15 protein-coding genes are annotated in these 18,598 nt (G+C 37.6%); 10 read left to right on the top strand and 5 right to left on the bottom strand.

Translation table 11 applies throughout. The annotated features are described in order from the left end of the window. Window positions 1-74 precede the first annotated feature (74 nt). The gene (locus tag A1704_RS00740; protein ID WP_062669516.1) at window positions 75-1,883 is read left to right on the top strand and encodes a hypothetical protein; all 1,809 of its coding nucleotides are present in this window, start codon (window positions 75-77) and stop codon (window positions 1,881-1,883) included. Between the two features lie 373 nt (window positions 1,884-2,256). Beyond that, window positions 2,257-3,201, top strand: coding sequence for an aldo/keto reductase (locus A1704_RS00735; RefSeq protein WP_062669514.1), 945 nt, complete (start codon window positions 2,257-2,259; stop codon window positions 3,199-3,201). 166 nt (window positions 3,202-3,367) lie between these two features. On the opposite strand, the gene A1704_RS00730 is transcribed toward A1704_RS00735, so the two are convergent. The 3 genes from A1704_RS00730 to A1704_RS00720 all read right to left on the bottom strand — a co-directional run bounded on the left by A1704_RS00730 (window position 3,368) and on the right by A1704_RS00720 (window position 7,634). Next, window positions 3,368-5,215: a chloride channel protein gene (locus tag A1704_RS00730; RefSeq protein ID WP_062669512.1), complete on the bottom strand. Its 1,848-nt coding sequence runs from the start codon at window positions 5,213-5,215 to the stop codon at window positions 3,368-3,370. Window positions 5,216-5,337: 122 nt separating this feature from the next. Next, complete coding sequence (locus A1704_RS00725; protein ID WP_062669510.1) at window positions 5,338-6,330, bottom strand: SDR family oxidoreductase; 993 nt, start codon at window positions 6,328-6,330, stop codon at window positions 5,338-5,340. A 32-nt stretch (window positions 6,331-6,362) separates the two neighbouring features. After that, complete coding sequence (locus A1704_RS00720) at window positions 6,363-7,634, bottom strand: NAD(P)/FAD-dependent oxidoreductase (RefSeq protein ID WP_062669508.1); 1,272 nt, start codon at window positions 7,632-7,634, stop codon at window positions 6,363-6,365. Window positions 7,635-7,859: 225 nt separating this feature from the next. Between A1704_RS00720 and A1704_RS00715 the strand changes: the two genes are divergently transcribed. The 7 genes from A1704_RS00715 (at window position 7,860) to A1704_RS00685 (ending at window position 15,479) form a co-directional block, all read left to right on the top strand. Then, window positions 7,860-8,852 carry an aldo/keto reductase gene (locus A1704_RS00715; RefSeq protein WP_062669506.1) on the top strand — a complete coding sequence of 331 codons (993 nt, stop codon included), beginning with the start codon at window positions 7,860-7,862 and terminating at the stop codon, window positions 8,850-8,852. Between the two features lie 73 nt (window positions 8,853-8,925). Continuing rightward, a complete protein-coding gene (locus A1704_RS00710; RefSeq protein ID WP_062669504.1) occupies window positions 8,926-9,600 on the top strand; it encodes a response regulator transcription factor in 675 nt (224 codons plus the stop codon). Between the two features lie 38 nt (window positions 9,601-9,638). After that, the gene (locus A1704_RS00705) at window positions 9,639-9,998 is read left to right on the top strand and encodes a four helix bundle protein (RefSeq protein WP_174525188.1); all 360 of its coding nucleotides are present in this window, start codon (window positions 9,639-9,641) and stop codon (window positions 9,996-9,998) included. A 26-nt stretch (window positions 9,999-10,024) separates the two neighbouring features. Beyond that, window positions 10,025-11,311, top strand: coding sequence for a sensor histidine kinase (locus A1704_RS00700; RefSeq protein ID WP_062669500.1), 1,287 nt, complete (start codon window positions 10,025-10,027; stop codon window positions 11,309-11,311). A 97-nt stretch (window positions 11,312-11,408) separates the two neighbouring features. Continuing rightward, entirely contained in the window at window positions 11,409-12,164 is a 756-nt protein-coding gene (locus tag A1704_RS00695; protein ID WP_062669497.1) for a COG4705 family protein, read from the top strand. A gap of 51 nt (window positions 12,165-12,215) precedes the next feature. After that, window positions 12,216-14,636 (top strand): TonB-dependent receptor domain-containing protein, encoded by a 2,421-nt coding sequence (locus A1704_RS00690; protein ID WP_062669495.1) that lies wholly within the window; start codon window positions 12,216-12,218, stop codon window positions 14,634-14,636. Window positions 14,637-14,669: 33 nt separating this feature from the next. After that, window positions 14,670-15,479, top strand: coding sequence for a phosphatase PAP2 family protein (locus A1704_RS00685; RefSeq protein ID WP_062671518.1), 810 nt, complete (start codon window positions 14,670-14,672; stop codon window positions 15,477-15,479). Between the two features lie 59 nt (window positions 15,480-15,538). Here the strand turns inward: A1704_RS00685 and A1704_RS00680 are convergent, their stop codons facing one another. Both A1704_RS00680 and A1704_RS00675 read right to left on the bottom strand, forming a co-directional pair. Continuing rightward, entirely contained in the window at window positions 15,539-16,342 is an 804-nt protein-coding gene (locus tag A1704_RS00680) for an SDR family oxidoreductase (protein WP_062669492.1), read from the bottom strand. A gap of 18 nt (window positions 16,343-16,360) precedes the next feature. Then, entirely contained in the window at window positions 16,361-18,019 is a 1,659-nt protein-coding gene (locus tag A1704_RS00675; RefSeq protein WP_062669490.1) for an FAD-binding dehydrogenase, read from the bottom strand. Between the two features lie 150 nt (window positions 18,020-18,169). Between A1704_RS00675 and A1704_RS00670 the strand changes: the two genes are divergently transcribed. Then, window positions 18,170-18,598, top strand: a complete 429-nt coding sequence (locus tag A1704_RS00670; protein ID WP_062669488.1) for a hypothetical protein — start codon at window positions 18,170-18,172, stop codon at window positions 18,596-18,598.

The following is an 18,598-nucleotide window of genomic DNA, read 5'->3' as shown; positions in this document are numbered from 1 at the left end:
AAAATAATATTTTTAAGAAGTGAATAGTTGTAAAGATTTTTAGATGAACAATAAAAAACTTTTATCAAAACTTTATGACACAAAAACCTTTGCACAATTTCCATATTCCGGTAATGGGACTGGCTTATACCATAGACAGCCCGATTCGTGTTGCCCAGTATGGAATTTCTTCCGTCATCTCTATTATTGATGATGAAATCCTGGAAAAAATGAAGAACTTTTACAACAAAAAGTTCAATCTTGACTATTTCGGGATCTCAACAAAAACAGAAGATTACAGAGCAAAAAGAGTTACCGCTTATCTGGATATGGTTGATGATATCGTGAATGAAAAATTTGAATCTTTCAAACAGGAAATCAGCAAAAACAAGGAAGCTTTGAAGGAATTCATGGCTATGCTTCCGAATACTTCAGATCTAAAAAACAGCCTTCAAAACCTTGTCAATCAAAAAGATAACTGGAGTTCCAATATCAAGAACTTCATCGAATCGAATTTAAAACCGGGAAGTATTGATGTCAATATCATGACGAAAGTAGATAAAGACAACTATCAGAATAATGAACAGCTTCCTGTAATGTATAACGATGCGCATGCTTCACTGCGTGGATTTGCCAAAAGTAAGCTATCATCATCAATGGTTCTTTCTGCAGGCATGAATCCCCGTTTGTACAGCTATATGGAAGAGTTTGAAGATTTTTTCCCGGACGAACACGGAAACATCAAAAAGAAAATTATCCTTAAAGTAAGCGATTTCCGTTCGGCTATGATTCAGGGAAATTTTCTGGCTAAAAAAGGATTATGGGTTTCAGAATACAGAATAGAATCCGGACTGAATTGCGGAGGCCATGCATTTGCTACTGAAGGAATGCTTCTCGGGCCTATCATGGAGGAATTCAAACAGAAAAAAAACGATCTGATCCAATCAGCTCACGCCTTAATGACAGCTGCTTTGGAACAAAAAGGGAAGCATGTAGTTTCCGAACCTTTAGAAATGAAAATTACCGTTCAGGGTGGAGTAGGAACTTCTGAAGAACATGAGTTTTTATTGGCTAATTATAGCGTAGACAGTGTGGGATGGGGTTCACCGTTTTTACTGGTACCCGAAGCCACATCTGTAGATACAGAAACCAGAAATTTACTTGTACAATCAAAAGAGCAGGATTTCTATCTGAGTAATATTTCGCCATTGGGAGTACCTTTCAATACTGTAAAAGGTACATCTAATGAAGTATTGAAGTTTAAAAAAGAAGCAAAAGGGAAATATGGAAGTTCTTGTCCTAAAAAACTTCTCGCACTAAGCAAAGAATTTTCTCCGGAAGGAACCTGTACCGCTTCCAGAAAGTTTCAGGATATCAAACTGAAAGAGCTTTACGAAAATAAAGATGCATTCACTGAAAAAGAATTCAATAAAAGAAAATCCGAAATTACCGATAAAGCCTGCCTGTGTGTAGGACTTGTGAATGCGGCATACATGGAACAGAACCTTGAAATTAAAGGTGAAAAGCAAGGCGTTGTGATATGTCCGGGACCTAACATTGCCTTTTTTGATAAAGAAGTTTCTCTTTCGGAAATGGTAAAACATATCTACGGAAATACCAATATCCTTTCAGATAACCAACGGCCGAATATGTTCATCAATGAATTGAAAATGTATGTGGATTATCTGAGAAAGGAAATCACCGAATCTACTGCACAGATTACCCATTCGCACACAAAAAAATGGAATGCTTTCAGGAAAAATGTTCTTGAGGGTATCGAATATTATCATGAGCTTTTTAAAGCATCACCATTCTTCAGCAACGGTTTGTCAACCATTCATCATCAGTTACAGGAATATAAACTTCAGCTTATCGCTATTGAAATTCCTCAGGTTGAAAAATAACCGTATTTTTAATTGATAGATAATAAAAACAGCTTTTACATGGCTGTTTTTATTTTTTTTGTCACTAAGGAATTCACATGTATTTTTGTTAGAAGCGGCAAAGGTCTAAGAACATTTCAACCTTAATCAATGTAAGATTTTCAGAAAGAGCTATAAAAATAAATAGTATTCAATTGTATCGGAGATAAAATCTTCGTATCTTAAAGCAGTTAGCTTTTAAATTATTTGCGTTTTTCCAACACATTCAAGTAATAAAAAAACTTAGGAAACATCAGCATTCCCATTTATAATAACTATGGCTGGAATGGTCATTTTGAATATTTTCCGGGCTTAATATTCCCTACCTTAGAGGTCACTTAGTAAAATTATTTTTATGGAAAAAAGAAAAATCAAAAACACCGATTTGACGATTGCACCCATCAACTTCGGAGGAAATGTTTTTGGATGGACATTGGACGAGAAACAGTCTTTTGATATACTGGACCGCTTTGCTGAAGCAGGATTCAATTTTATAGATACTGCAGATACCTATTCATGGTGGGTGAATGGAAAAGGCGGACAGTCTGAAGAGATCATCGGAAAATGGATGAAGAGCAGAGCTAACCGTAATGACATTGTTTTGGCAACCAAAGTAGGTTCAGAAACGAAAGAACATGGCTATGATATCAGCAAAAAACATATTCTTAAATCTGTAGATGAGTCTCTGCAAAGACTTCAGACGGATCATATTGATCTCTATTATACACACTTTGATGACAATACTACTCCTGTAGAAGAAACTCTTTCAGCTTATGATGAGATCATTAAGGCAGGGAAAGTACGTTATATTGCGGCTTCCAACCTATCTCCGGAACGTTTGAAAGCATCATTTGAAGCTGCAGAAAAGAATAACCTTCCAAAATATGTTGCGTTACAGCCTCATTACAATTTAATGGAAAGAGAAGGATTTGAGCAAAATTATGCTCCTCTGGCAGAGCAGTTTGATTTAAGTGTATTCCCTTATTGGTCTTTGGCAGCAGGTTTTTTAACGGGTAAATACCGTAATGAAGCAGATCTGGCAAAAAGTGCTAGAGGAGAGGGCGTAAGAAAGTATTTAAATCCGAAAGGACTTGAAGTATTAAAAGCGCTGGATCAGGTAAGTGCAAAGCATAATACAACGCAGGGAACCGTTTCTCTGGCATGGCTGTTATCTAATCCTCTGATTACAGCACCCATTGTAAGTGCTACCAGTGCTTCCCAGCTTGAAACGGTCTTCAATGCACCAAAACTTGTTCTGGATCAGGAAGATATTGAGCTGCTGAATAAGGCGAGCAACTAAATTTTTCAACTTTCATTACAGATTAAAAATTAAATCCGTTCATTGCTGAACGGATTTTTTAATGATGTGACGATGCTAACCACCCCGTCAAAAATTCTTTGAATTTTCGCCACCCTTCCGGAGGAGGGGAATGGAGTTCTTCAGTTGTGATATTCTTCTCTCAATATTAATCGGAATATTCCTTCAGAAGCTGTCTGTAGCTCATTAATATTGAAGATTTTGAGATAAAACCGATGAAATCATTGGTATCACTTACTACAGGGAGATTCCATACACCTGTATCATCAAAAGTCTGAAGAATATCCAGGGGTTTATTTTCACGGTGAAGAACGGCAGGCGGCGCTTTCATAATCTGGGTAACCGTCTGGGAAGTTTCAATGTCTTTGTTAAAAAGATAAGGTCTTATGTCATCCAGCGTCAAAACTCCTTTGAGCTTTCTGTTCTCATCCACTACGGCGAAAATATTTTTATTACCGTTCTTTACCATTTCAAACAGTTCTGTAACAGAGGCACTCTGATTGATCGTTTGCGAATATTTATCAATAAAGTCTTCAGTTCTTAAAGCAAACAGCAGGTTTTTGTCATGTTTATTTGTGAATATTTTTCCTTCATCTGCCAATGATTTCAGTTCAGGAGAAATCGGGGAAAACCATTTTGCAATGAGATAGGATATGATGGAAACTATCATCAGAGGGATAAACAAATCATATCCGAAACTTGATTCTGCGATCAGAAAAATAGCGGTAAGAGGAGCATACAGAACTCCACTCATAGCACCAGCCATACCCACGAGGACAAGATTAGTCATCGGAACATCTGTAAAACCAATATGCTGACAAATTAATGCAAATAAGTAGCCTAAAGTTCCTCCTGCAAAAAGAGAAGGAGCAAAGTTACCTCCATTTCCACCACTGAATATCGTAAATGAGGTGGCAAAGGCCTTTAAAAGCAATACCAGAACCAAAAATATGATGATGGTCCAGTTTCCGATCTCAAAATACCTGAAAAAACTATTTTCAATAATAGAGTAGGTATTTCCATTGGTGAAAGCTTTTACCGTTTCATATCCTTCCCCGAACAAAGGAGGAAAAAGTACGCATAACAGGGAAAGTACAGCTCCTCCGAACATCGCTTTACGCATTCTTGAAAGCTGAAGACCTTTTATAAAATGTTCTACTTTCTGAGAAATAATCACAAAATAGCGGGCATACAATCCTGTAACAATCCCTAAAATAAGATAATACGGAACATTTTTATAGTTGAAAGGGTCTCTGGTATAAAATCTGAAAAGAACATCTTCCTGAAGCAAAATCCTTGATAAAAGACTTCCGCAGACCGCAGCAACGACCAACGGAATGAAATCGGTAAAAACCACTCCGGTTAAAAGAATTTCAAAGGCAAACATAATCCCCGCAATAGGAGCATTGAAAGCAGACGCAATCCCGGCAGTAGCTCCTGCAGCAAGCAATAAAGTACGTTCTTTATAGCTCAGTCTGTACGTTTGGGCATAGTTTGAACCAATAGCAGCTCCGGTAACGGCAATAGGACTTTCCAATCCTGCAGAACCTCCCAATCCTACGGTAACAGCACTTTGTATCACCTGAGAATACATTTTAACGGAAGCTACGATACTGGAATTCTGTGCAATTTCGTATAAAATAGCTCCAATACCTTTACGATCCTGACCTTTAAACAAAGTTAAAACGATCATCGTTGTCAGAACAATTCCTAAAAAAGGAAAAACAATATAGAATAAAATCTGATATTCAAAATGAACTTTATTGGTAATGAAATAATGGATATTATGCACCAGTGTTTTCAGGATAACTCCCGCAAGACCAGCTGTGCAGCCCACCAGAATTCCGGAAAGAACAAGAAATTGGTTTCTGCTCAGTCTGTTGTTCAGCCAATGCAGAATAAGCTCATAACTGCGTGCTTTTTCCAGTCCGTATTTCTGGAAATCTCTTTTAAATTTAAGGAAACTGAGGTACTTTTTTTTGTTGTGAATTTTCACCTTGGAAATATTTTAACTATCATCAGATTGATACAGTTCTGTAAATTTATGAAATATATCACAAAAAATATAGTAAAGAGACTTTTTCAAAATATATCAATGAAAGTTTATTTCTATCAACCTTATCTTATTTCTTTAGATTTCCCTGAAAAAATGAACCCAACAGCCAGTGCTCCAAGGATTCCTGCACCTGCCAGAATTAATGGTTTCTTAGGAATAGAAAATAGCGTTTTCCCGTCAATTCTCATACTTCCTGTAGAAGGGTTCTGTACATTTCCTCCGGTATTTTCATCTTTATTGGCTTTTCTCATTAACATTCTCACCCCAGTGGAAGATGTATAACGAATTATTCCAGGAAACAATTCATATAAATTTTTAAAAACTACTGCTGACCAGTCGGGATAAGAAGCTTCAATTGGATTTTTGGCTGTTTTTACAATTGAAGCTGCCAGTTTACGAGGATCAAACGATGGAGGAGGTGTGCTGAGTTTTATCCCTGAATAATTGGCTGCATGTTCTATTCCTGATGATTTCTGAAAACCGGGATAAAGCGCACAGATATGGATATCAGGAAAGTCTGAAACTTCACCCTGCAAAGTTTCTACCATTCCGCGCACACCAAATTTCGAGGCTGTATATGCTGTTCCATAAGGTGCCGGCATCCATCCGCCAATAGAAATATTATTCAGTAAGACTCCTTTTTTCTGTTTTTTGAAAACAGGAAGCACTGCATGTGCCGAATGCATATATCCCAAAAGGTTTGTTTTAACAATCTGATCACTGACATCAACTGGAATTTCCTCAAATTTACCAAATGCCAACACTCCCGCATTATTGACCCAATAATCAATTTTTCCGGTGAATTCAAGGGTTTCCTTGACAAGGTTCTGAACATCTTCTGCAACAGAAGTATCTGTAGGAACAGCAAGCACTGTTGCTCCCAGTTTTCTGCATAATTCTGCAGTCTCTGTAAGCGCTTTTTCTCCTCTTGCTGCCAGCACAAGATCAGCTCCCTGTTCTGCAAATGCCTCTGCCGTAGCCTTACCAATTCCGCTTGAAGCACCTGTGATAACGACTGTTTCTCCAAAAAATGGTGGTCTTCTTTGATTTTTCATAATATGATGGATTTAAGTGTTCTTATTTTTTATCATGATCCGTTTTCTGTATTTCTTTTTGGAAAAAGTATAAGCCTGATGGATGGGTTATTGGTAATAAATAATCTGAACCAGTCCATGGCCAGCTGAAGTTTATTTTTAAACCCTACCAGCGGAATGATGTGGATGAAAAGCCAGGTAAGCCATGCTATAAAACCGTTAAAGGAATTTTTCGGAAGATCTACTACCGCATTGTATTTAGAAATAATGGCCATACTTCCTTTGTCATTATACCTGAATTGCTCCAGCACTTTTCCATCTTCTATCCGTTTAAAATTGGCAGCGAGGCTTTTACTTTGCTGAATGGCGACCTGAGCAAGTTGAGGATGTCCTTTAGGATATTTTTCTTCTGAAAGCATCAGACAAATATCTCCCAACGCATAAATATTGGTAGTTCCGGTTACTTTATTATAGTCGTCCACCAGTATTCTTCTGCCTTTTCCAATAGTTTCTTCCGGTAATCCTGGGATTTCTTTTCCAATAACTCCTGAAGTCCAGATCAGGGTTTCCGTTTCAATAGAGCTTCCGTCACTCAAAATAACTTTGCCGTCTGTATAATCCTTTACTGAGACATTCAAAAGGATTTTCACTCCTAATTCTTTCAACTTATCATAAGCCGTTTTCTGAGCCAGCTGGCTCATGGGCGAAAGTAAAGTAGGCAAGGCATCAATAAGATAGAGATTAGAAAGTCCGAGCTTGATTTCCGGATATTCTTTCTGGGCAATATATTTTCCCATCTCCGCAAGCATACCTGCCAGTTCTACTCCAGTAGGTCCGCCTCCGGCAATCACAATATTCTGAAGTTTTTCGGCTTCTTTAATGTCTTTATTTCTAGCGGCTTCTTCCAGAGTCAGCAGAATATGATTTCTGAGATACAGAGCTTCTTCTATATTTTTCATCGGAAGAGCACACTTTTTTACATTTTCCATTCCGAAAAAATTAGACTCTGTGCCCAATGCCAGCACCAGATAATCATAGCTGAGATTTCCGGTATCTGTTTCTATTGTCTTATTTTCCGGATGTACTCTGATCAGGCTTCCCATGTGAAATTTCACATTTTTATTATTTGAAAACAGTTTTCTGAAAGGATAGCTGATATTGGAAGCTTCTATAAACGAAGTAGCTACCTGATAGATAAGCGGCGGAAAAAAATGATAATTGTTTTTATCAACCAGCGTTATTCTGAACCTTTTATCATTCTGAAGAGACTTGATAAGATTAATACCCGCAAATCCTCCTCCTACGATTAGAATGTGCTTTTTCATAGTATGTGATTATTTGAAATGGTGTACTGAATTTCATTCAATAACAAGACCAAAAGAACGACAAAACAAATATTTAACATAATCTATAAATTGCCAAAACAGCCTTAATATTAGCTCTCATTAAGAATTTCAGGTTTCAACAGGTATTTTCTTTTTAACGTTTCATTCAGTGCCAGCACGATGTTTGTACTTTACTGATCATCCAACACTTTAAATATTTCATATATGAAATCACACATTTTAACCGAAAAGCACCAACTGGGAATAGGGGGTGTAGCAATAGGAACAGCTTTTGAAAATATTACAGATGAACAGGCTCATGAAATACTACAGGCAGCCTGGGATATCGGAATCCGGTATTATGATACTTCTCCATGGTACGGATTGACCAAAAGTGAACGAAGATTTGGAAATTTCCTTAAAGATAAAGACAGGGATGACTTTATTTTCTCAACCAAAGTAGGAAGGCTTTTTCATCAGGTTCCTGAATCTGATGTTCCTCCAACCATGTGGAAAAAACCTCTTGATTACGACTTCCTGCATGATTATACAGCCGACGCCGTACAGAAATCTATTGAAGACAGCCTTCAAAGAACCGGATTGAGTCATATTGATATTGTTTATGTCCATGACCTTTCTGAAGATCAGGTAGGAGATCGTTATCCTTATTTTCTGAAGCAGGCGAGAAACGGTGCTTTTAAGATACTTTCTGAGCTTCGTGATCAAGGAGTAATAAAAGCCTGGGGAATGGGTGTTAATAAGATAGAACCTATTTTAGACTGTATTGAATCTGCTGATCCGGATATCTGTCTTTCGGCCACACAATATTCTATTCTTGAACACGAAGATGCTGTGGACCGCCTTCTTCCGACTGTTAAAAATGCTGGGGTAAAACTGGTTTCGGGAGCAGGGTATAATTCAGGATATATAGCAGGAAGAGAACGTTATAATTATAAAGATGTAATTCCAAAAGGAATGTATGACAAGCGGAAAAAAATGAGTTCTCTTGCTGAAAAATACAATATAAGCCTTATTGATGCCGCCCTTCATTTTGTACTGGCAGCCGACGAATTTGCTTCTATTATTCCTGGAGCCAGCCGGCCTGAGCAGGTGAAAGACAATCTGCAGGCTCTTAACACTACTATTCCTTCTGAATTCTGGAAAGAATTGAAAAATGAAGGACTGATCTATGAGAAGGCGCAGATTCCGGAGAGATAACATATTTTCATTTTTTATTCTTTAAATGATTTAAATTCAAAATTTCTTCTAAATTTAATGATAGTTTTATCGCATGAAAATTCTTATCATTGAAGACGAAGCAGCACTTGCTCAAAGTATTTCCGAATATATGTCCGGAGAAAATTACCTCTGTGAATCTGCAAGCACATTTGGTGAAGCTATGAGCAAAATAGAAACATTCGACTATGACTGTATTTTACTGGACATTATGCTGCCGGACGGAAATGGACTTGTCATTTTGGAAGAATTAAAAAAGCAACAGAAACAGGACGGAGTAATTATTATTTCCGCTAAAAATGCCCTTGATGATAAAATTGAAGGACTAAAACTGGGCGCTGACGATTATCTTACTAAGCCATTTCATCTTTCTGAACTTATGGCCAGAGTATATTCTATTATCCGTCGAAAACAGTTCAGTAGTTCCAATGTGGTAAAACAAAATGAGCTTCAAATCGATTTATGGGCCAAAACTGTGGCAGTGAATGATGAAGTGATTTCTCTGACAAAGAAAGAATTTGATCTTTTAATTTATTTTATTGGTAACAAAAATAAAGTCATCTCCAAAAGTACCCTTGCGGAACATCTTTCCGGGGATTTCGCAGATATGCTGGACAATCATGATTTTGTTTATGCTCATGTAAAAAATCTTAAGAAAAAGCTCTATGATGCAGGATGCGGGCATTATCTTAAAACGGTGTATGGAACGGGGTATAAGTGGGAAAGCTAGAGTAATTATGAATGATGAGTTATAAATGATGAATTATTATGAGTGAAAAGAAAAATGTGCTGAAAGATAAAAGTTTTGGTTTTGCTATAAGGATTATTAATCTTTATAAATATCTTACAGCCACTAAGAATGAATATGTTCTGAGTAAACAGCTCTTAAGAAGCGGAACAGCAGTAGGAGCCTTAGTAAGAGAATCACAAAATGCTGAAAGTAAAGCAGATTTTATTCATAAACTGGCTGTTGCTCAAAAAGAATGTGATGAATCTATTTACTGGATTGAGCTTTTGTTTCAGACAGATTATTTATCATCCACAGAATATGAAAGCATCAATAATGAAGCTACAGAAATATTAAAAATAATCCGAAGCATCATCATTACAACAAAAAATAAATCATAACTCATAATTTATAATTCATCATTATTGTGAAGCCTCTACTCACCAAAACTACCAAACCCTTTTTGATCTACGTACTTATTGTACTGATGATCAGTATTCCTGTCTATTATTTTGTGGTGGATACGATCTGGAAAAATGAGCTGGATGAGCATAATCAGATTATTGTAGAGAAAACGGCTTATGAATTCAATCAGTTACAACTTTCTGAAGAAGCATTGAACAAAAGCCTTGAATTATGGAATCATATTCAGCCCGAAACCAGTATTGAAAGAATTTCTCCCAGTCAGGTAAAACAGGACAGTATTTATACTTACGAAAAGCATCTGCCTTTTATTTCGGAACAGAAAAAAGAGCGTTACAGATGTCTTAAAAAAGTAATTTATATTCATGGCAAACCTTATCTTTTTACTATACAAACCAATATTGAGGAATCTCATGAAACCATAGCCGTTATTGCCCTAATTACCATCTTTTTTTTCGTAGTGATTGTTCTTGGACTTTTATATCTTAACAGAAAACTTTCATCGTCTGTCTGGAAGCCGTTCAGAAGTACACTGGATCAGCTGAAAACTTTCAATCTTAACAGCCAGAGTACGATAGAATTTCCAGCTTCTGATACTGCTGAATTTGAAGAACTCAATCAGTCTCTTTACAAACTCATAGAACGAAATGTTTCTACTTACAAAACCCAGAAAGAATTTACCGAAAATGCTTCCCATGAACTGCAGACTCCACTAGCTATTATTAAAAACAAACTGGACATTTTGCTTCAGGATCAAAACCTTACTGAAAAGCAATACCGCATTGCAGAAGATATGAACAGGGCGCTTACAAGAAGTTCCCGTATCAATAAAAACCTTTTGCTGCTTGCTAAAATTGATAATAACCAGTTCGACAGCTCGGAAATTATTTCGCTGGATCTTTTGCTTCATCAAAGCATTGATATTCTCAGAGAACATTTTGAGCAAAAAAATATTTCAGTTACAGAACACATCACAAATGAGGTACAGGTAAGAGGAAACAATATTCTGGCAGAAATATTAATCAACAATCTTTTAATCAATGCCATTCGTCATACAGCTGTAGGAGGCAGCATTTCCGTACAGCTTACCCATTCTGTTTTTGAGGTTTCCAATTCAGGGACTGAGAAACTGAATACAGATTTCTTATTCAAAAGATTTTCAAAACTTTCAACAGATAATAGCGGAAGCGGGCTAGGCTTATCTATCATTCAGGAAATCTGCAGGTTTCATAAGAGGTCTGTTAATTACAGGTTTGAAAATCAACACCATATTTTCTCTGTTAAATTATAGTTAAAAAAATCCCGGTTTCCCATAATTCTAAATTTCTTCTAAATCGGTTTGCACCTTTGTATTGAAAACATACTGAGGTATAAATTGTATTTAGAAAATGAAAACTGTAAACAAAGTTGCATCCGTAACCCTTCTATTCTGGCTCATGAAAATTGTTGCCACCACATTAGGAGAGACTTTAGGAGATTTTATTTCTATGACGCTTCATCTGGGCTACGTAGCAGGTAGTCTGATTACCTTGGTGTTCTTTGTCATCATTTTATCCGTGCAGCTTGGTGTGAAAAAATATATACCAGCCGTCTATTGGATGGTGATTATAGGAACAACCACTTTAGGAACGGAAATCTCTGACTGCATCGACAGAACTCTGAAAACCGGCTATCTGACTGGTAGTTTAATTCTACTTTCCGGGCTCTTGCTTTCTTTGTTTTTATGGTACAAAAAATATGGAAATCTTGAGGTTTATCCCATTTTTGAAAAGAATAAAGAACTGTATTACTGGACTGCCATTTTATTTTCCAACAGCCTGGGAACTGCTTTCGGAGATTTTCTGAGTGATAATTTAGGACTGGGATATATGACCGGAGCTTTGATTACAGGACTCATTATTTTAATAGTCGTATTGATTCATTATTTCACGAAGATCAATCATGTGTTGCTGTTCTGGATTGCTTTTGTTTTTACCAGACCATTTGGTGCTACTTTCGGAGATCTTTTAACCAAACCTTTAGCGAAGGGAGGACTGGATATGGGAACTCTCAATGCATCTCTCATATCTCTTGCTCTGATGGTATTGATGATCATCATTTCACAAAGAAAACACAGCCGGGAATTGCCCCTTCAAAACGAATAATCCAACACCTGTTATAATAAAAAATATTTTAAAGAAAATAAAACTAGAAGAATGAATAAGACAGCCCTGTTATTTTTTCCAACCTGTATGATGGTTTCTTCTCTTGTTTCTGCCCAGACCGCTTCTGTAACCGCTTCAGGAAGGATCACAGGTATCGACAAAACGGCATTACCCTATGCTCATATTATTTTAAAGAAAGAAAAAGACAGCACTTTTACAGCCGGAACAATTACCAATGAAGAAGGAAGATTTTCTCTTACCGGAATAAAACCAGATCATTATCTTCTGGAAACCTCACTCACAGGATATCATACGCAAGTACAGCCCGTTTTTATAGGAAGTCTTTCTGAGTTTCTGGAAATTCCTGCCATTGAGCTAGTTCCGCAACAGGAAACAGAAAACAAAATAGAGGCGATTGCCATTACAGCTTCCAAAAAGAATGAAATAGACAGCCGTCTGGATAAGAAAACCTATTCTGTAGCAGATAACATCAGCCAAAGTGGTGGTTCTGTATTACAAAGCATGCAGAATCTTCCGGGAATTACGGTTCAGGACGGTAAAGTACAATTGAGAGGAAACGATAAAGTAACCGTTCTGATTGATGGCAAACAGACAGCTCTCACCGGTTTTGGAAGCCAGACCGGATTGGATAATATTCCTGCTTCTGCGATTGATAAAATTGAAATTATCAACAATCCTTCCTCGAAATACGATGCGAATGGAAATGCCGGAATCATCAATATTATCATGAAAAAAAATAAACAGAACGGATGGAACGGAAAAGCAGGATTCACCACAGGTTTAGGCTCACTTTGGGTGAGAAAGGAAAATCTTCCCACTATAAGACCACAATATACTCTTACGCCTAAAATTAATCCATCACTGTCTGTGAATTACAGAAAAAACAAGGTCAATATATTCTTACAGGCAGATAATCTTTATACAGAAACCCTTAACAAGAATGAATTTGTAACCCGTACTTATGATGACGGAACAATTATTATTTCCCAGCTGAAAAGAAACAGAAACACCAATTTCTTAACCACTAAGGCCGGAATAGACTGGAATATTGATTCTCAAAATACCTTAACCATTTCAGGAATGTACGGAAGTGAAAAAATTATCGACAGAGGAGATCAGCCATTTTTCAATGGAGATAAGTCTCAACGCCTGCGTCTGTGGCAGTTTTTGGAGGATGAGCTGAAAACAACCGTGATGGGAACAGCCTCTTATCAGCATAAATTCAAAGAAGCCGGACATGTGTTGAACGTGGGATTCAACTATACGTTCCATAGAGAGGATGAAAAATATTTCTATGATAATTATCTGCCGTCTTCTACAGGAACTGATGCGTTTAAACTATTATCAGATGAACAGGTATACGATTTCAATATAGATTATGTAAAACCATTGAAATATGGACGAGTAGAAACAGGAATTAAGTTGAGAAACAGAAGTATTCCTACCAATATGAATTTTATTCCGGGAACCAATTCTGTTCTGGATGTTTCAGCGGGTGGAAAGGCTGATTATAAAGAATTTATTCCTGCCGTCTATGGAAATTATATTTTTGAAAATGAAAAATGGGAAGCAGAATTGGGACTTAGATTAGAATATGTGAAAATTCAGTATGATGTAAATCCTAATCATCCTACCTATAAAAGTGACGGATACAACTACACCCAACCATTCCCGAATTTCAGGCTGGCATATAAGCTTGATGACCGTAATAAGTTCTCTGTTTTCTACAACCGAAGGGTAGACCGCCCCAATGAAGTGGATATCAGGATTTTTCCGAAATATGATGATGCAGAGATTATTAAGGTTGGTAATCCGGCGTTACGTCCACAGTTTACGAACTCTATTGAACTTGGATATAAGCACAATTGGAATAGCGGATATTTATATTCTGCATTATACCACCGTTTTGCCAACGGAACGATCACCAGGATTTCTAGTATTGTTCCGGGCAGCACCCTTATTTATGCCATCTTTCAAAATGCAGGAAAGAGCTATAATACAGGATTTGAAACAATTTGGAACCAAAAAGTATCGGATGTTTATTCCCTGAATGTCAACGGAAATATATACCGTAATCAGATTAATGCATTTACTGTACAAAATCTGTATCCCCAGCCTAATACATTCTCCGCAGACCAGCAAACCGCTATCTCGGGGAATGTTAAGATGAACAATGTTTTTCACTGCTCAAAAGGGTTAGATATGCAGTTTACGTTGGTGTATCTGGCTCCGGATATTATTCCTCAGGGAAGAATACAATCAAGATTCTCAGTGGATGCAGGCGTGAAAAAAGCCATTCAGAAAGGGAAAGGGGAACTCTTTTTAAATGCTTCAGATCTGCTTAATACAATGGTGATCAAGAAGTCTGTACAAGGCAACGGATTTGCTTATACCAGCAATGATTACTACGAAACCCAGGTGGTTCGTTTGGGATACAGCTATAAATTTTAACAAAGAATCGGATAATTTTAAATGGAATTTAAAATGAAAAAACAGTTTCAAAAAACGCTGGTTTACGTAATGATTTTGAGCTCAGTGGTAAGCCGGATCAATGCTCAGAACACCAATGACACGATACGTGTTCAACAATATGTAGACGATAGCATTGGCACAAAAGAAGTTCAAAAAAACACACTTAACTATAAAAGCCTGATCATTCCTGGCGCATTTATTACCTACGGAGTAGCAGGTCTTTCCATCAAGAATCTGAAGCAGCTTAATCTATCCACAAAGGTTGAAATCAACGAACATCAGCCTAAACAGATACAACTGGATAATTATACCCAATATGCTCCGGCAGTAATGGTATATGGACTTAATGCAATCGGGATAAAAGGAAAACATAATCTGAGAGACCGAACCATTATTTACGCTTCGTCACAACTGATTGCGGCTGCCTTTACTATGCCTTTAAAGTATCTGGTCAAAGAGGAAAGACCGGACGGTTCTAATACGTTGTCTTTTCCTTCAGGGCATGCTGCCACGGCATTTTCTTCAGCACAATTTATGTTCCGGGAATATAAAGACACCAATTTCTGGCTCAGTATCTCAGGATATCCGTTTGCAATTTTCACCGGAGTTTACAGAATGCTGAATGATAAACATTGGCTGGGAGATGTCATAGCAGGAGCCGGATTTGGAATTCTTTCTACAGAACTGGCATATTGGCTGTTTCCAAAAATTGATAATTTATTACGAGGAAAAAATAAAGTTAAGACTTCGCTTTCATCCACCATGGTAATGCCATTTTATCAGAATAAAATAGTGGGTATAGGCCTGGTAAAGACCTTTTAAAACACATTCTTCATTATATTTATTAAAAGCATCATTTCTTCTTGAATGATGCTTTTTCTTTACACCACCTTAGCTTTACGGATTATTTTCGCTAATAAGCCTGGAAAAAATCGTTTCAGGTAAACAGCCATCACTTCTTTACCGCCTATCGCTTGTTGTCTTTTCTGTTTCTCTATGGCATAAAGCATTTTTTTTGCGAAGATATCTACGGGCATGCCATTCTTCGTAGCATCATCCATCGTGCCCTGTAATGAACCGTCCCCGGTAACAGCATTAATAGAAATATCAGTCTGAATAAAACCCGGACAGATCACCGTAATCTTAATATTCTGGCTGAATAATTCTGCCCTCAAGGCATCAAAAAATCCATGTAAAGCATGTTTTGCACCGGCATATCCGCTTCGCATAGGAGCACCGAAAATTCCCATTAGACTTGATACAACGGCAATCTGTCCTCCTTTATTTCGGATCATATAAGGCAAAACAGCCTTTGTAAGAGCTACTGTTCCTATATAATCAATATCGATAAGCTGTTTATCTACTTCAATATCGGTTTCCATGGCTAACGACCTCTGTGACATTCCGGCATTATTGATCAGAATATCAATCTTTCCAAATTTTTCTTTTGCTTTTGCTGCAATGGAAGGCATTTCTTTATAATTTTTAAGATCTAAAGGGATGACCGCATATCTGTCTCTGCTCAAACAAGATTTCTCAGCAACGGAATGAAGCTGTTCTTCTTTTCTGGAAGAAAGAATAATTTTTGCATTGCTGTTCCTGCAAAGCTCTTTCACTAAAGCTTCTCCAATGCCTGATGATGCACCTGTAATCCAAATGACTTTATGATTAAAATAATTACTCATATTCATTAGTATTTAATTTTAAAGTCGGGCAATATATTGTCCGGCTTTCATTCCTGAAAAGATGCAGCCTCCCAAAAATGTTCCTTCCAGAGCTCTGTAGCCGTGCATTCCGCCACCGCCAAAGCCCGCAGCTTCTCCTGCAGCATACAATCCTTCAATGATGCTTTCATCCTCTCTCAATACCTGACCATTCAGATTGGTTTTTATTCCGCCCAACGTTTTTCTGGTTAAAATATTAAGACGTACCGCAATCAAAGGTCCGTTTTCCGGATCTAAAATTTTGTGTGGTGCCGCTACACGTCCCAGTTTATCTCCTAAATAATTTCGGGTGTTCCGGATATAATTTATCTGGGTGTCTTTTGAAAATTTATTGTTGAGTTCGCGGTCTCTGGCTTCAATCTGTGATTTTATCTTTTCATATTTCAACAGGTTATTTCCTGCCAGTTGATTCATTCTTTTAACCAGATCTTCCAGATTATCTGAAACAATAAAGTCTTTACCGTGTTCTTTAAAAGCTTCTACAGGTGCGGGTGCCTTTTTCCCAAAAATCCTTTTCAGAAAAAGAGCATAATCTTTATTGGTGATATCCGGATTCTGCTCCGAACCTGAAAGGGCAAATTCTTTTTTGATAATTTTCTGTGTAAGGATAAACCATGAATAAGAAAACCCTGTTTTCTGGATATACTGTAAAGTCCCCAGCGTATCAAATCCCGGAAGAAAAGGAGCGGGGAGACGTTCACCTTTAGCATCAAACCATAGCGATGATGGCCCCGGCAATATGCGGATTCCGTGGTTGGGCCAGATTGGATTCCAGTTTTGTAAGCCTTCCGTGTAGTGCCACATTCTGTCCGGATTGATGATATGAGCACCTGCATTTTCTGCAATGCCTATGATTTTACCATCCACATAGGCCGGAACACCACAAACCATGTTTTCAGGTGCCTTGCCCAATCTTTCCGGCCAGTTTTTTCTTACCAGGTCATGATTGGCACCAATTCCTCCGGAAGCAATAATAATATTTGGAGCTGAATATTCAAATGTGGAGATAACGTTTCTGTTGGTTGCAGCACCTCTTTCCAGGGTATCATTTTCCAGAATATCTCCTTTAAGACCTTTTATTTTATCATTTTCTGTAATAATTTCAGTTACGCGATGTCTGAATTTCATCTGAAGCAGACCTTTTTCCTGAGCTTTGTAAGCTTTTTCAACAAAAGGTTTTATCACGCCAGTTCCTGTTCCCCAACTCACATGAAAACGGGGTACGGAATTTCCATGACCCGTTGCCGATCCATCACCACGTTCTGCCCAGCCAACCATAAACATCAGCCTGATTCCCAGTTTGGAAATATAATCGTACTTTTCACCGGCAGCAAATTTCAGATAAGCTTCAGCCCACTGGCGGGGCCAGTAATCTTCGGGACGGTCAAAACCAGCGGTACCTTTCCAGTCCTGCAGTGCCAGCTCATAAGAATCTTTAATTCCCATTCTTCTTTGCTGGGGAGAATTAATCAAAAATAATCCTCCAAATGACCAGAATGCCTGTCCGCCGATATTCTGCTCTGTTTCCTGATCCAGAAGCAATACTTTTTTTCCGGCATTGGTAATTTCCATCGCCGCGGTAAGCCCTGCCAGTCCGGTTCCGATAATAATTGCATCGGGCTGGAATTTTTCTTCCATTGTTAAGCGTGTTTTGATTCAACAATACGTTAGATAAATGTATAAAATTATTCGGAATCGGATTTAATATTAAAAATTTAAATAAGCCTGCTTTGAGTAATCAGCCCTGAACTCTGAAGTTTTCAACTTATCTTTGTGAAAAATAGAAGAATGAAGTATTTGTTTATCATTGCCTGCCTGGTTTGTTCCATATTCAGTCAGGCACAGCAAAAACAGGATCCATGGAAAGACAGCCAGCTAATGGATCCTGCGTTACTGGCTACCAGAATTGAAAAGAATAAAACAAAAGATCTGGTCATCATTTCGGTAGGACCTGAAGCTATTGTGAAAGGTTCTGTAGACATCGGACCGACTCATGAACCTGAAAATCTGGAAAAACTGAGAAATTATCTTAAAGATATTCCTAAGAACAGAGAAATTGTGATCTATTGCGGTTGCTGTCCTTTTGTAAAATGTCCTAATATCCGTCCTGCATTTGCATTGTTAATGGAATTGGGCTTCACAAATGCAAAGCTTTTAAATCTTCCGAAAAACATCAAAACAGATTGGCTGGATAAAAATTATCCTACAAATGATTAA

The sequence above is a fragment of the Chryseobacterium cucumeris genome (genome assembly GCF_001593385.1).
In the GTDB taxonomy this organism is placed as follows: Bacteria; Bacteroidota; Bacteroidia; order Flavobacteriales; family Weeksellaceae; genus Chryseobacterium; species Chryseobacterium cucumeris.
The sequence above is the reverse complement of the archived record's forward strand: the minus strand, read 5'-3'. Positions and strand labels throughout refer to the sequence as shown.

Bases quoted from the DNA above. Each gene is read 5' to 3' on its own strand.
- A1704_RS00725 (WP_062669510.1), bottom strand. From the start codon at position 6,330: ATGAAAAATCAAAGAAGACCACCATTTTTTGGAGAAACAGTCGTTATC.
- A1704_RS00740 (WP_062669516.1), top strand. From the start codon at position 75: ATGACACAAAAACCTTTGCACAATTTCCATATTCCGGTAATGGGACTG.
- A1704_RS00735 (WP_062669514.1), top strand. From the start codon at position 2,257: ATGGAAAAAAGAAAAATCAAAAACACCGATTTGACGATTGCACCCATC.
- A1704_RS00695 (WP_062669497.1), top strand. From the start codon at position 11,409: ATGAAAACTGTAAACAAAGTTGCATCCGTAACCCTTCTATTCTGGCTC.
- A1704_RS00675 (WP_062669490.1), bottom strand. From the start codon at position 18,019: ATGGAAGAAAAATTCCAGCCCGATGCAATTATTATCGGAACCGGACTG.
- A1704_RS00680 (WP_062669492.1), bottom strand. From the start codon at position 16,342: ATGAGTAATTATTTTAATCATAAAGTCATTTGGATTACAGGTGCATCA.
- A1704_RS00710 (WP_062669504.1), top strand. From the start codon at position 8,926: ATGAAAATTCTTATCATTGAAGACGAAGCAGCACTTGCTCAAAGTATT.
- A1704_RS00720 (WP_062669508.1), bottom strand. From the start codon at position 7,634: ATGAAAAAGCACATTCTAATCGTAGGAGGAGGATTTGCGGGTATTAAT.
- A1704_RS00670 (WP_062669488.1), top strand. From the start codon at position 18,170: ATGAAGTATTTGTTTATCATTGCCTGCCTGGTTTGTTCCATATTCAGT.
- A1704_RS00705 (WP_174525188.1), top strand. From the start codon at position 9,639: ATGAGTGAAAAGAAAAATGTGCTGAAAGATAAAAGTTTTGGTTTTGCT.
- A1704_RS00690 (WP_062669495.1), top strand. From the start codon at position 12,216: ATGAATAAGACAGCCCTGTTATTTTTTCCAACCTGTATGATGGTTTCT.
- A1704_RS00715 (WP_062669506.1), top strand. From the start codon at position 7,860: ATGAAATCACACATTTTAACCGAAAAGCACCAACTGGGAATAGGGGGT.
- A1704_RS00685 (WP_062671518.1), top strand. From the start codon at position 14,670: ATGAAAAAACAGTTTCAAAAAACGCTGGTTTACGTAATGATTTTGAGC.